This is a genomic window from Chitinibacter tainanensis DSM 15459 (assembly GCF_000429785.1).
Lineage (GTDB): Bacteria > Pseudomonadota > Gammaproteobacteria > Burkholderiales > Chitinibacteraceae > Chitinibacter > Chitinibacter tainanensis.
Window position 1 is genome coordinate 281,998 of record NZ_AUCN01000017.1, and the last position, 13,476, is coordinate 295,473.

12 protein-coding genes and 1 tRNA gene are annotated in these 13,476 nt (G+C 54.4%); all 13 read left to right on the top strand.

Translation table 11 applies throughout. The annotated features are described in order from the left end of the window. The first annotated feature begins 10 nt into the window (after positions 1–10). On the top strand, positions 11–490 hold the full coding sequence (locus G482_RS0106090) for a chemotaxis protein CheW (protein WP_028449296.1): 480 nt from the start codon (positions 11–13) through the stop codon (positions 488–490). An 11-nt stretch (positions 491–501) separates the two neighbouring features. Further along, entirely contained in the window at positions 502–3,261 is a 2,760-nt protein-coding gene (locus G482_RS20895; RefSeq protein ID WP_084414490.1) for a methyl-accepting chemotaxis protein, read from the top strand. Positions 3,262–3,325: 64 nt separating this feature from the next. Further along, positions 3,326–4,213 (top strand): CheR family methyltransferase, encoded by an 888-nt coding sequence (locus tag G482_RS17535; protein ID WP_245575252.1) that lies wholly within the window; start codon positions 3,326–3,328, stop codon positions 4,211–4,213. Beyond that, positions 4,210–4,821 carry a chemoreceptor glutamine deamidase CheD gene (cheD, locus tag G482_RS0106105; RefSeq protein WP_028449297.1) on the top strand — a complete coding sequence of 204 codons (612 nt, stop codon included), beginning with the start codon at positions 4,210–4,212 and terminating at the stop codon, positions 4,819–4,821. Before G482_RS17535 ends, cheD begins: the two co-directional genes overlap by 4 nt. A gap of 23 nt (positions 4,822–4,844) precedes the next feature. Continuing rightward, positions 4,845–5,924 (top strand): protein-glutamate methylesterase/protein-glutamine glutaminase, encoded by a 1,080-nt coding sequence (locus tag G482_RS0106110; RefSeq protein WP_028449298.1) that lies wholly within the window; start codon positions 4,845–4,847, stop codon positions 5,922–5,924. Positions 5,925–5,981: 57 nt separating this feature from the next. Further along, the gene (locus G482_RS0106115; RefSeq protein ID WP_028449299.1) at positions 5,982–7,319 is read left to right on the top strand and encodes a sigma-54-dependent transcriptional regulator; all 1,338 of its coding nucleotides are present in this window, start codon (positions 5,982–5,984) and stop codon (positions 7,317–7,319) included. Positions 7,320–7,394: 75 nt separating this feature from the next. Beyond that, complete coding sequence (gene fliE, locus G482_RS0106120) at positions 7,395–7,718, top strand: flagellar hook-basal body complex protein FliE (protein WP_028449300.1); 324 nt, start codon at positions 7,395–7,397, stop codon at positions 7,716–7,718. Between the two features lie 26 nt (positions 7,719–7,744). Continuing rightward, complete coding sequence (fliF, locus tag G482_RS17540; protein ID WP_051258775.1) at positions 7,745–9,466, top strand: flagellar basal-body MS-ring/collar protein FliF; 1,722 nt, start codon at positions 7,745–7,747, stop codon at positions 9,464–9,466. 12 nt (positions 9,467–9,478) lie between these two features. Continuing rightward, positions 9,479–10,486: a flagellar motor switch protein FliG gene (fliG, locus tag G482_RS0106130; RefSeq protein WP_231550461.1), complete on the top strand. Its 1,008-nt coding sequence runs from the start codon at positions 9,479–9,481 to the stop codon at positions 10,484–10,486. 8 nt (positions 10,487–10,494) lie between these two features. Continuing rightward, on the top strand, positions 10,495–11,406 hold the full coding sequence (locus G482_RS0106135) for a FliH/SctL family protein (RefSeq protein WP_028449302.1): 912 nt from the start codon (positions 10,495–10,497) through the stop codon (positions 11,404–11,406). 5 nt (positions 11,407–11,411) lie between these two features. Continuing rightward, entirely contained in the window at positions 11,412–12,800 is a 1,389-nt protein-coding gene (fliI, locus tag G482_RS0106140; RefSeq protein WP_028449303.1) for a flagellar protein export ATPase FliI, read from the top strand. Positions 12,801–12,821: 21 nt separating this feature from the next. Then, positions 12,822–13,256 (top strand): flagellar export protein FliJ, encoded by a 435-nt coding sequence (gene fliJ / locus G482_RS0106145; protein ID WP_034619092.1) that lies wholly within the window; start codon positions 12,822–12,824, stop codon positions 13,254–13,256. A gap of 77 nt (positions 13,257–13,333) precedes the next feature. Further along, a tRNA-Arg gene (locus G482_RS0106150) sits at positions 13,334–13,408 on the top strand. The last annotated feature ends 68 nt before the right edge of the window (positions 13,409–13,476 follow it).

The following is a 13,476-nucleotide window of genomic DNA, read 5'->3' on the forward strand; positions in this document are numbered from 1 at the left end:
GAGTAGGGTCATGGAACTGGCTCATAAAGAAGACGACGTCAGCCGCGAATTGCTGGTATTTGCGCTGGGGCGGGAAGAATACGGGATCGATATTTTAAAAGTACAGGAAATTCGGGGTTATGACGCCGTAACCAGTATTGCGAATGCGCCGAATTTTATTAAAGGTGTGATTAACCTGCGTGGCAATATCGTGCCCATTGTCGATTTACGGATTAAATTCAATATTGGCAATGTGACCTATGATCAATTTACGGTGGTGATTATTTTAAATGTCGCTCAGCGCACCATCGGGATTGTGGTGGATGGTGTTTCGGATGTAATGACGTTGTCGACCGAGCAATTGCGCCAGGCCCCTGAGTTTGGTAGCGCACTCGACACCGCTTATATCCTTGGCTTGGGGACCGTCGAAGAGCGAATGATTATTCTAGTGGATATCGAAAAACTAATGACTAGTGCGGATATGGCTTTGGTTGAAGCTGTGGCCGCTTAGGGAGGGGTGAAATGCATAATCTGCGATTAACTCGATTACTTATGCTCGGTATTTTATCAATTATTGTCGTTTTGCTGGTGCAGTCCATTTCAGCCTATCGGGCGGCAAGTAATACATTTTATGCTGTGGATGAATTAACCAGTGATCACTTGCCGCATTATGTAAAAACCCAGCATATTTTTAATGAAGTGAATACGATTGCGCGTGCCTTGCGCAATATGCAAATTATTGGTGTCGCTACGCCAGAGGATAAACGCCTGGTTGAAGAAGAGTGGCAGCGAATATTGGAAGCGCGCCAGAATATCGGCACATTAGTAACCGAGCTAGATCAGCAAGCACAAAGCTTGAAAGATGATGAAGCTTTAAAAGAGCTGGAAAGTATTAAAGCTCAGCGCGCCAATTTTATTCAGGTGCAAAATAAATTTAAGCAACTCTTGGATAGTGGTGATGTAGGCGCCGCGCGTTCGCTGGTGCTGGGTGAAATGCGCACCGTGTATAACAGTTACCGTGACACCATTTTGGCGATGGGTAGTCAGGAAGAGCAGGGCGCATTGAGCTCCGCGAAAGAACTGCAAGAGGCTGCCCGCCATGCGGAGCAATTAGCCCTTTTGTTGGGGGCGATTGCCGTGGGTTTGTCCGTGTTTATCGGCTTTGTGCTGTTGCGTCGAGTTCGGTCCCAACTGGGCGATGAGCTGGAAAATCTACAAGCAATGGTTGCCAATATTGCCCAAGGCAATTTGCAACAAGACTTGCCCAGCCACGCCGGCGATGAGCAGAGTTTGCTCGCCCGCATCCGACAAATGCAGCAAGCGCTGCGTCAAGCTGCAAGTGTCGCGATTGAGAATGCCCGTATCCGTACCGCGCTTGATTCGGTATCAACCAGTGTGATGATCGCCGATGCTGAACGCAATATCATTTACTGCAATAAAGCGCAAAATCAGCTCCTAGCCGCGGCCGAAGCCGATCTGCGCAAAGAGCTGCCGCAATTTAGCGCCCAAACGGTGGTTGGCACCAATATCGATAGTTTCCATAAAAACCCGCAGCATCAGCGCAATATGCTGGCGCAACTGAGTAATACCCATAAAGCCCAGCTCACGATTGGTGGCCGTAATTTTGCCTTGACCATTAATCCAGTCTGGGGCGAAAACGGCCAGCGCAGCGGGTATGTGGTGGAATGGCTGGATCAGACGCAATTGATAGCACAGATGGAGCGCGAAAAAGTGGTGTCGGATGAGCGAGCCCGTATTTTGGGCGCGCTGGATTCCACTTCCACCAATGTGATGCTGGCCGACGAAAACCGTACCATTATTTATATGAACCGTGCGGTAACCAATATGCTGTCACGAGTGCAGCATGAATTGCGCAAAGTACTGCCGAATTTTGATGTGAATAAATTGCTGGGTAGCAGTATGGATGGTTTCCATCGCAATCCAAGTCATCAAGCCAGCTTGCTCTCCAATCTGCAGGGCACTTATCGCTCGCAAATCACGGTAGCCGGGCAGACCTTTTTGCTAATTGCTAATCCCGTGGTCGATAGCACCGGTAAACGGTTGGGTTCGGTGGTGGAATGGGTTGATCGCACCGCGGAAGTGGCGGTGGAAAATGAGGTTAATGCGCTGGTGGCGGGGGCAGCCAATGGCGATTTCAGTCACCGGATTAATCCCGAAGGTAAAGAGGGCTTTATGCTCAAACTGGCCGAAGGGATGAATCAGATGGCGAGCTCCACCGAAGGGGCGATGAATGATATCGCCCGGGTGCTGGCTGGTTTGGCGCAGGGTGACCTCACGCAAAATATTACTGCCGACTACCACGGCCTGTTGGGGCGTTTGAAAGACGATTGCAACCTCACCTGTGCGCGCTTGGCTGAGATCGTACTCAGCATTCAGGAAGCGGCGGGGGCCATTAATGTGGCGGCGCAGGAAATCTCGGCCGGCAATAGCAATCTATCGAGTCGTACTGAGCAGCAAGCAGCAAGCTTGGAAGAAACCGCTTCCAGCATGGAAGAGCTGACCGGCACGGTGAAACAAAATGCCGAAAACGCCAAGCAGGCTAATCAGCTGGCGATTGGTGCTTCGGATATCGCAGTGAAAGGCGGTGAAGTGGTGAGCCAGGTGGTGGCGACCATGTCGGAAATTAACGAATCCGCTAAGAAAATTGTCGACATTATCGCGGTAATTGATGGAATTGCCTTCCAGACCAATATCTTGGCTTTGAATGCCGCGGTAGAAGCGGCCCGTGCGGGCGAGCAGGGCCGTGGCTTTGCGGTAGTGGCTTCTGAGGTGCGTAATTTGGCGCAGCGCTCAGCGGCGGCGGCGAAAGAAATTAAAACCCTGATTGGTGATTCGGTGGTGAAAGTCGAGGCCGGCTCGAAACTCGTCGATCAGGCTGGCCACACGATGGAAGACGTCGTGGGTGCGGTGCGGCGAGTGACTGACATCATGAGTGAGATTTCGGCGGCTTCCAACGAGCAAAGCGCCGGAATCGAGCAAGTGAATCAGGCCATTACCCACATGGATGAAAACACCCAGCAAAATGCAGCCTTGGTCGAAGAGGCGGCTGCGGCGGCAGAAAGCCTAGAGGAGCAGGCGGGCAACCTCACGCAAACCGTCGGGATCTTTAAATTAGCGGGCGGCAAAACCTTGCCTACGCTGAGCAAGCGCGCCGCAGTAAGTGCGCCCGTGGCAAAGCGGGCAGCAGTGGCGGCAGCGCCAAAAGCGAGCCGGCCGGTGCCCAAGATCGGTGGCGATGATGATGCGTGGGAAGAGTTTTAAGTAGGCCCTGCCCAAACCAGTTGGGGGCTGCGGCCCCCATTTTTCCCTCTGATGGCGGGAGTTGATGGTGCCCAATCCTGAGCAGCCCGTTGGCTTATTGATGCCCAATGAGCACGAATTTTCCTACACCCCAAAAGACTTTAAACGGGTGGTGGCGCTGATTTATCAGCATGCCGGCATTCGGCTCAATGAAAGCAAAATGCAGATGGTGTATAGCCGTCTATCCCGCAGATTGCGTGCTTTGCGGATGGATACCTTCTCGGGGTATCTGGATATGTTGCAGGCTAATCCGGATGCGGAGGAGTGGCAGCAATTTGTAAATGCACTCACCACGAATCTGACGGCGTTTTTTCGCGAAGCACATCATTTCGATATGCTGGCTGAGCAAATTGAACGGACGCGTGAGCGACCATTTCGGATCTGGTGTGCCGCATCATCCACCGGAGAAGAGCCCTATTCACTGGCGATGACTGCTTTTGAAGCCTGCCAAAGCGCCAATCCCGCCGTTGAAATTATTGCCTCGGATCTGGATACCCATGTGCTGGCCACCGCCGAGCGCGGGGTTTATCCGCTAGATCGAGTGGAAAAATTATCGCTAGAACGTAAACGGGGGTTTTTCTTGAAAGGCGCTGGCCCCAATGAAGGTAAAGTCTGCGTGAAAAAACCGCTGCGTAGCCTCATCGATTTTCGGCAGATTAATTTGCTGAGTGAACAATGGCCACTGCAAGGGCAGTTTGATGCGATTTTTTGCCGCAATGTGATGATTTATTTCGATCAGCCCACACAGCGGCAAATTCTGGAAAAAATGGGGCGACGCTTAAAGCCTGATGGGCTCTTATACGTGGGCCACTCCGAAAATCTGCACTATATGTCCGATTGGTATCGCCCCTTTGGCAAAACCACTTATAGCCTCACAGAGCGGGCGCTGCAGGAGTGGGGGCGTCGCTCATGACCCATCCTTATGAAGAAGTCCTCGCGCCTAGCTTGTATTTTGATAAGAATTTTCAATCCGAGGCAGCCAAGATCTTGCCCGGTGAATACTACGTCACCACCCGCGACATGGTGCTGGTGACCGTGCTGGGGTCGTGTGTGGCCGCGTGTATCCGCGATGTGGTGACCGGGATCGGCGGTATGAATCATTTTATGCTACCCGATTCGCACGAAGAGATGGCCTCGGTGAATGGGCTCTCAACGCGATATGGTACCTATGCAATGGAAATGCTGATTAATCAGCTGCTGAAAAATGGCGCGAGCAAAAACCGCCTCGAGGCTAAGGTATTTGGCGGTGGCAATGTGCTGCGCGGGTTTACGGTGAACAATGTGGGTTTGCGCAACGCAGACTTTGTGAAGTCCTTTTTAGCACTCGAACGCATCCCAATTGTGGCGCAGGATTTGCTCGATATCTATCCACGGAAAGTCTATTTCTTTCCGCAAACGGGCCGAGTGTTGGTAAAAAAACTCAAAACAGTCCACAACAACACTATCGTGGAACGCGAAAAAAGCTACGAATCTCGCCTTACGCATTTGGATATGGGTGGTGATGTTGAGCTATTTAGCTAGGGCGTGGCGTAGGGAGTGACAAGATGGCAAAAATCAAAGTTGTAGTTGTGGATGATTCGGCCTTAATCCGCAGCTTGCTCAAGGAAATTATCAATAAATCCGGGGACATGGAGTGCGTGGCGACTGCTCCAGACCCATTGGTAGCGCGGGAGCAAATTCGCAATTTGAATCCCGATGTCATCACCCTTGATGTCGAAATGCCCAAAATGGATGGCTTGGATTTTCTAGAGCGGCTGATGCGGCTCAAGCCGACGCCGGTGCTAATGATCTCTTCGCTCACTGAGCAAGGCTCCGAGGTGGCACTTAAAGCGCTGGAATTGGGGGCAATTGATTTTATTGCTAAGCCGAAAGTCGATATTGCAAGTAAAATCGATGCTTACACCGAAGAGATTCGCGAAAAAATCCGCATGGCCGCCAAAGCGAAACCCCATAGCATGACGCATCTTCCAGTTGCCCCCAATCGGACGGCGGACGCAGTATTGCCTAAAACATCGCGGCCTCTGCTGAAGTCGGAAAAGCTGATTATCGTGGGCGCCTCAACCGGTGGGACCGAGGCGCTGAAAGATTTTCTGATGCCTTTGCCGCCCGATGCCCCGGCGGTGCTGATTACCCAGCATATGCCCGAGTCGTTCACCAAATCGTTTGCCAACCGCCTAGATAGCATATGCCGTATTTCCGTGAAAGAAGCTGAGCACGGCGAGCGCATTCTGCCGGGGCACGCGTATATTGCGCCGGGGCATTCGCATTTGCTGCTGGGGGTATCCGGTGCCAACTATATTTGCGAGCTCTCGAAAGCCGAGCCGGTTAATCGGCATCGGCCTTCGGTAGATGTCCTGTTTCGCTCTGCAGCCAATATCGCCGGCCGCAACGCGGTAGGCGTGATCCTTACCGGAATGGGTAAAGACGGAGCCCAGGGCATGCTGGAAATGCATCAGGCGGGGGCGCACAATTTTGCGCAAGACGAGCAAAGCTGCGTGGTGTTTGGCATGCCGAAAGAAGCGATTGCGATGGGCGGCGTGGACGAGATTGTGCCGCTGAAAGATATGTCGCAGCGGGTGATGGCGTGGGTGAATGCCAATAGTAGCCGCGCGTTACGGATTTAATGCGCATTTTCAGAAGCAAGATTGCGCTGAGTGATTTGAAGTAAAAAGGAAAAATGGATGGGTTTGCCGGTATTGATCGTTGAAGATGACGATGACCTGCGAGAGGCGCTGATTGATACGCTGGAGCTGGATCACTATAGCGTGCTCGTGGCGGAAGATGGCCAAAGCGCGTTGGCAATTCTGGAAAATCATCAAGTGGGATTGGTGGTGTCGGACGTGCAGATGCAGCCTATGGATGGCGAAACCCTGCTACAGGAAATCAAACAGCGCTACCCATGCTTGCCGGTGATCTTGATGACCGCCTATGGGGTGATCGAGAAGGCCGTGGCCGCAATGCATGCCGGCGCCAGTCACTACTTGCCTAAGCCCTTCGAGCCACACAAATTGCTGGAGCAAGTGGAGCGCTTCCTGCTGCCTGATTTGGGCGAGGATGCGATGGTGGCCGAGTCGGCCCCAATGCAGCAACTACTGGCAATTGCGCGGCGGGCGGCGAGTTCAGATGCCTCGATCATGCTGACTGGTGAGTCGGGGGTCGGCAAAGAAGTGATGGCACGTTTTATTCATCGGCAAAGCCCTCGTGCGAACAAGCCATTTGTGGCGATTAACTGTGCGGCTATCCCAGAGCAACTGCTGGAATCCACTCTATTCGGCCATGAAAAAGGGGCGTTTACTGGTGCTGCGGCCACGCATTTGGGTAAGTTTGAGCAGGCGCAGGGCGGCACACTGCTGCTGGATGAAGTGAGTGAAATGCCTCTGGCGCTGCAGGCCAAGTTATTGCGCGTGTTGCAAGAGCGGGAGTTGGAGCGAGTGGGCGGTCATAAGCCGATTGCGCTCGATATCCGGGTCTTGGCCACCTCCAATCGAGATCTGGCGGCGGAGGTGTCAGCAGGGCGCTTTCGCGAGGATCTTTTTTATCGACTGAATGTGTTTCCGCTGGCGATTCCGGCGCTACGTGATCGGGCGGCGGATATTTTGCCGTTGGCACAAAACATGCTTCATCGGTATGCCGGTGCGCAAAAACGCCGAGTGCCAGTTTTACTGCTCAGTGCCCAGCAAGCCTTATGTGCGCATCGTTGGCCGGGCAATATTCGCGAGCTCGACAATGTTATTCAGCGAGCCTTAATTATGGCGCCGGCGGAAGAAATTGCCGCCGAACATTTGCATTTGCCGCATGCAGCGGCAAGTTTTGCCGCGGTTGCGGGCGTTGAATCAACGCTTGAACCCATGCCGGTAGGCAAAAATATCAAGGATATGGAAAAGACCATGATCCTCGATGCATTACTGGCCTGTGGCGGCGTACGTAAGCAAGCGGCAGAACGATTAGGGATGAGTGAGCGGACTCTGCGCTATAAGCTAGCGCAATACCGTGAAGAAGATGGCGAATTGCCCATTTAAAAGACGACAGGGTGTAGGAAGTGCTTGCTGCCCGCAGCGTGCGCCCCTACAATTTTGCAAGGAAGGTAAGTAGTCATGAGCGTGCAAGGAATTGATCAGCTGCTCGGTGAATTACGATCGATGTCGGCTCTGGCTGCTGGGCAACCAGCAAATGCGCCGACAGGTGCGACCGAAGGCCCCGATTTTGCGGCCGTGCTCAAGCAATCGATCGATCAAGTCAACCAAGTGCAGCAGGATGCTCAAGCTCAACAGGTCGCTTTTCAAGCAGGCGACCCGGATGCCAATTTGCAAGATGTGATGGTGTCGTTGCAAAAAGCGAGCTTAAGTTTTCAAACCATGGTCCAAGTCCGCAATAAGCTGGTGACTGCCTATCAGGAAGTTATGAACATGCAGGTTTAATCCTGCAACCAGCTTATCGGTAGGGTATGGCAGAAGCAGGCGTCGCGGCAGATAACACCTTGGTGACGGGAAGAAATATTGGTGGTCTGCGGCAACGCTTTGACGCGCTGCCTGCTGGCCGCAAGATTCTTGCCATGGTGGTGTTAGCCGTTTTGATTGCGGCGATTGCGGGCTCACTACTTTACACTCGCGAGCCGAGCTACCGTATACTTTTTACTAATCTGCCCGACAAAGATGGCGGCGCCATCGTCCAGTCGCTTGAGCAGATGAAAATCCCCTACAAACTCGATGCAGGCATGATCTCGGTGCCCGCCGAGCAGATCTATGATGTTCGCCTCAAGCTGGCTGCCCAAGGACTCCCCAAAGCTGGCAATGTAGGCTTTGAATTGCTGGACAACCAGAAATTCGGGGTGTCGCAGTTTGCCGAACAAGTAAATTATCAACGCGCGCTGGAAGGTGAGCTGACTCGCTCGATCGAGTCCATCTCGGCGGTAGAAAAAGCGCGCGTACACCTCGCGAGCCCCAAGCAGACGGTATTTCTGCGGGATCAGCAAAAGCCCTCAGCTTCAGTGGTGCTTACTTTGCATCCGGGCCGTCAGCTGGATGGCGGGCAAATCGCCGGGATTATCCATCTAGTTTCTTCCAGCATTCCCGGTATGCCGGTGGCGAATGTCACCGTGGTTGATCAGGATGGCAATCTCTTGTCGCGCAGCGCCGATCTAAATGCGCGTGGCAATCTTGATCAGCGACAGTTGCAATATGTGGGGCAAATTGAGCGTGGCTTTGTTGAGCGGCTTGAAGCCATCCTCACTCCGATTGTGGGCAAAGACAATGTGCGTGCGGAAGTGACCGCCCAAATTGATTTTGCCGAAATCGAGCAAACGTCCGAATCCTTTAAACCCAACTCGCCACCCAATGCTGCCGCAATTCGCAGCCAGCAGACGCTGGATCAGTCCGGGCGCTCTGCCACCGATAGTGCGATGGGCGTGCCAGGTGCGTTGTCCAACCAGCCGCCAGGCGCGGCTACTGCGCCGATTACAGCGCCAGTCGCCAGTGGTGCTTCGGCGGCGGAGGCGGTGAGCGCGACCAATTTGCGCAAAGAAGCCACCACCAACTACGAGGTGGATAAAACCATTCAGCATGTGAAACAGCCCGTTGGCGTGGTCAAGCGCTTGTCGGCGGCTGTGGTGCTGAACTACAAAGCGGGCAAGGATAAGAGTGGTAAAGTGGCCTACGTGCCCTTTACCCCAGCGGAAATGGCCCAGATCAATAATTTGGTGCGCGAAGCCATTGGCTACAACAAAGAGCGCGGTGATTCGATTAATGTGGTGAATGCGGCCTTTGCGGAGTCGATTCCGCTGGAAGAAAAACCGCTACAGGATAAAGCGCTTACCTACGTACAGAATAATGCGCTCGACGTGATTAAGATGCTGGTGATCGGTATTGCTTCACTGTATCTGCTGTTCTTCGTGGTGCGGCCGCTGATGAAAGACCTCACGCGCAGCAAAGAGCAGGAAACCAATGTCGAGCTCGATTTGGGCGAGGCTGGCAGCGGCAATATCTTTGCGCTGGAGCAGGGCACAGGTGATGAATCACCGGAAGAACAGAACAAAATGGCGGCCTTTGCCGATCTCTTGCAGCAGGCTAAAGAGCTGGCTAAAAATGATCCCCGGATGGTGGCCACCATTTTGCGTGAGTGGATGAATCCACCGGATGAGAAGGACAAAAACCCGAACAAGGTCGCGTAAGCAGGAGCTTATATGCCGTCCAATATGAATGAAGATGGCGTGCACAAAAGCGCGCTGCTGCTGATGTCGCTGGGTGAAGAAGCTGCCGTTGAGGTGTTTAAGTTTCTTGGCCCGAAAGAAGTGCAGAAGCTCGGCTTTGAAATGGCCAATATGCAATCGGTTACCCGCGAGCAAATCGACTCGGTGCTGGGCGACTTTATCGCCGCCACGCAAAACCGCGCCAATCTGGGCGCGGCCGATGAGTACATTCGCTCGGTATTGACCAAAGCGCTGGGTACCGATAAAGCAGCCAATCTGCTCGACCGGATTTTGCAGGGCAATGACAATAACGGCATCGAATCACTGAAGTGGATGGATTCCACCGCGGTGGCGGAATTAATCCGCAACGAGCACCCGCAGATTATCGCCACGATTCTGGTGCACCTCGAGCCCGATCAGTCGTCCGAAATCATGAGTAATTTCAGCGAGCGGGTACGTAACGATGTCTTGTTGCGGATCGCCACGCTGGAAGGCGTGCAGCCAGCTGCGCTCAAAGAGCTGAATGATGTGCTGACCCAGTTGTTGTCTGGCTCGGATAAACTCAAGAAAAGTGCGATGGGCGGGGTACAAATGGCCGCCGACATCCTCAACTTTATGGGCGGCGTGGTCGAAGCTTCGGCGGTGGCCAATATTCGCGAATACGACCCTGAGCTAGCGCAGAAGATTCAGGACAAGATGTTCACCTTCGACAACGTCATGGACATCGACGATCGTGGTATTCAGTTGCTGCTACGCGAAGTCCAATCCGATGCGCTGGTGGTGGCTCTGAAAGGCACCAGCCAGGCGCTGCGCGAAAAAATCTTCAAAAATATGTCACAGCGGGCGGCAGAAATGCTGCGCGAAGACCTCGAAGCCAAAGGGCCGGTTAAATTGTCCGAGGTGGAAGGCGAGCAGAAAGAAATCCTCAAAATCGTTCGTCGCCTGGCCGATGAAGGGCAGATTGTCCTTGGCGGTAGCGGCGGCGAAGGCATGATTGAATAAGGCGCGCTGTGACTGCACCAAACCGTCGTATTATCCCGAGCGAAGAGCTTTCGGAGTTTCAGCGCTGGCAGTTTAATTCGCTACTGGGCGACCATAAGCGCCCGGCTTTTCTCGACCCACTGGTGCATATAACAGCAAGCGCCGAGGCCGAGCCCGCTGCCGAAATGAGCGCGGCCGCTGAGCCAGTGGCAGAGGAACTGGCTGAGTCAGTGCACGAGCCGGTAGAGCAAGAGCAGGCTGATGTGGCTGCAGATCTCGCCCCAGTGGCCGATGCGATGCCGTATCCAACAGCCGAAGAAATCGAAGCGATTCAGCAGCAGGCGCATGAAGAAGGCTATCAGGCGGGCTTGGCTGAAGGCCGAGCGCAAGCGGCCGCCGAGTTGCAGCAATTGCAAAACGTACTCAGTAACGCCACTGCGCAGTTGCAAGCGGCGGAGCCCGCTTTGGCCGATAGCGTGCTGGAACTGGCTTTGCTGGTGGCGCGGCAAATGGTGGGTGAGGCAATGCATGAGAACCCGAAATTGCGCCTAGCGCAGATTCGCGAGGCGCTCGACCTGATCCCTAGCCCTAGCAATCCTTCACGACTTTATTTGGCGCCCAGCGATCTGGATTTACTGGCGCAAGATTTGCAGTTTGAATTACCCCCCGATGTTTGGAAAATCATCCCCGATGAGCAGCTGGCCAGTGGTAGCTGCCGGATCGAAACCCCGGTGACCCAGCTTGAGTATTCGCTGGCTAGTCGCTGGGAAAAAATAACCGGGGTATTGCCAATAAAGCAGCCTATTGAATGGTCTGGCGAGCAATACATGGGTGATGTATCTACGGTCACTCCGACTGCACCACTTGCCGAGCCCGAAGTCGCGGATGAATATTTGCTGCGCGATACCGATGTCGCCGCGCCAGCCGCGCCGGACAGCTAATCGCCATGCTCAATGATCTGCAGGCCTATCTGCGTGATTGCGGCGCCGCGGTGCAGGCGGTGCGGCCATGGTTGCCACGTGGACGACTCACACGGGTTTCCGGCTTGGTGCTGGAAGCCGTGGGCCTACGCTTACCCATTGGCGCATCCTGCGACGTGATGACACCCAGTGGGCATAAAGTCGAAGCCGTGGTGGTGGGCTTTCACGAGCAGCGGCTGTTTCTGATGCCGATTACCGAGATTTACGGCGTAGAGCCGGGGGCTGCCGTGATGCCACGTGAAGACGTGGCGGCCTGGCGGCCCGAATACGGCCGGCCTCGCCCCGCGCAACGCCGTGCCGAAGATCATGGCCGGCAAGTGCCGGTGGGCTGGGGGTTGTTGGGGCGGATTCTGGATGGCTTGGGGCGCCCGCTCGATGGCAAAGGCCCGCTACATAACGAAGCCTACTACCCGCTGTTTTCTCGCGCCTATAACCCGATGGATCGTGAGCCCGTCCGCCACGTGATGGATGTAGGGGTACGCGCCATTAATGCCATGCTGACGGTTGGGCGTGGGCAACGCTTGGGCTTGTTTGCGGGCTCGGGCGTGGGTAAATCGGTCTTGCTGGGGATGATGGCGCGCTACACCGAAGCCGATGTGGTGGTGGTGGGCCTGATTGGTGAGCGCGGCCGCGAGGTGAAGGATTTCATCGAGAACATTCTGGGTGAAGAAGGCCGGGCGCGCAGTGTAGTGGTGGCGGCGCCAGCCGATACCTCGCCGCTGTTGCGGTTGTATGGTGCGGCTTATGCCACCAGTATTGCCGAGTATTTCCGTGATCAGGGGCGGAATGTACTGCTAATTATGGATTCGTTGACTCGCTATGCGATGGCGCAGCGCGAAATTGCCCTTGCTGTGGGCGAGCCCCCTGCCACCAAAGGGTATCCGGCCTCGGTGTTTGCCCGGTTGCCACAATTGGTGGAGCGGGCCGGGAATGGCCGCGAAGGTGGTGGCTCGATTACCGCTTTTTATACCGTGCTCTCGGAAGGCGATGATCAGCAAGACCCGATTGCCGATAATGCCCGGGCTATTTTGGATGGGCACTTTGTGTTAAGCCGGCAGCTGGCCGAGGCTGGCCATTATCCGGCCATTGATATTGAAGCTTCGATCTCGCGGGTGATGCACGACATTATCCGCCACGATGAATTCGAGCTCGTGCGCCGCTTTAAATATCTGTATTCGCGCTATCAGCGCAGTAAAGATCTGATTAGCGTCGGCGCCTATGTGCCGGGCTCCGATCCGGTGCTGGATGAGGCCATTCGTCGCCATCCGGCCTTTGAGGCTTTCTTGCAGCAGGCCATCACCGAGCGTGAAGGGTATGAGGGCGCTAGAATGAAGCTGGCGCAGCTCTTTGGTTAAGCCACCCGCTAGGGATTGATCGTGGCCGCATTCCGTTTTGCTTTTTTACTGCAGTTGGCGCTGGATGAGCGCGAGGAAGCCTCGCGCGCGATGCAAACGGCGCAAGCCGCGTGGTTACAAGCGCAAGCCAAACTCGAGCAGGTGGACGCGTTCCGCAATGAATACCGCGCCCGCCTGACTCAAAATGGCCAGCAAGGCATGTCAGTGATTCAGTGGCGGGATTTTCAGCTCTTTCTGGCCAAACTGGATGGCGCCGCCCAGCAACAGGGGAATGAGGTGCAGCGGCTGGCTCAGCTGTATCAAGAGCGCAAAATCAGCTGGCAGGATTGTGAGCGTAAGGTGAAAGCCTTCGAAGCCCTACGCGATCGGCATGAGCGCAGCGAAATGGCCAAAGAAAACAAACGCGAGCAAAAAATCCTCGATGATTTTAATAGCCGTATCCGCCGCGAACACTGATTGCGCTTTGCCTTGCGCGACATACCGTGCGCCCAGGCGGCTTTCTTGTTAGAATGGCGCCTGCCATTCGGCATTGCGTCCTCATAGTTTAATGGATAAAACGGCCCCCTCCTAAGGGGCTGATGCAGGTTCGATTCCCGCTGGGGACGCCATCTTCTCACTGCACTTTTCTGCGTTTACGCCACATTTTTTCTATTATTGAAAGCAATTTGGCGGAAAT

What these genes read in the sequence shown, in the direction of transcription:
- G482_RS0106110 (WP_028449298.1), top strand. Translation starts at nt 4,845, where the DNA reads ATGGCAAAAATCAAAGTTGTAGTTGTGGATGATTCGGCCTTAATCCGC.
- G482_RS17535 (WP_245575252.1), top strand. Translation starts at nt 3,326, where the DNA reads ATGGTGCCCAATCCTGAGCAGCCCGTTGGCTTATTGATGCCCAATGAG.
- cheD (WP_028449297.1), top strand. Translation starts at nt 4,210, where the DNA reads ATGACCCATCCTTATGAAGAAGTCCTCGCGCCTAGCTTGTATTTTGAT.
- fliG (WP_231550461.1), top strand. Translation starts at nt 9,479, where the DNA reads ATGCCGTCCAATATGAATGAAGATGGCGTGCACAAAAGCGCGCTGCTG.
- fliE (WP_028449300.1), top strand. Translation starts at nt 7,395, where the DNA reads ATGAGCGTGCAAGGAATTGATCAGCTGCTCGGTGAATTACGATCGATG.
- fliI (WP_028449303.1), top strand. Translation starts at nt 11,412, where the DNA reads ATGCTCAATGATCTGCAGGCCTATCTGCGTGATTGCGGCGCCGCGGTG.
- G482_RS20895 (WP_084414490.1), top strand. Translation starts at nt 502, where the DNA reads ATGCATAATCTGCGATTAACTCGATTACTTATGCTCGGTATTTTATCA.
- G482_RS0106090 (WP_028449296.1), top strand. Translation starts at nt 11, where the DNA reads ATGGAACTGGCTCATAAAGAAGACGACGTCAGCCGCGAATTGCTGGTA.
- G482_RS0106115 (WP_028449299.1), top strand. Translation starts at nt 5,982, where the DNA reads ATGGGTTTGCCGGTATTGATCGTTGAAGATGACGATGACCTGCGAGAG.
- fliF (WP_051258775.1), top strand. Translation starts at nt 7,745, where the DNA reads ATGGCAGAAGCAGGCGTCGCGGCAGATAACACCTTGGTGACGGGAAGA.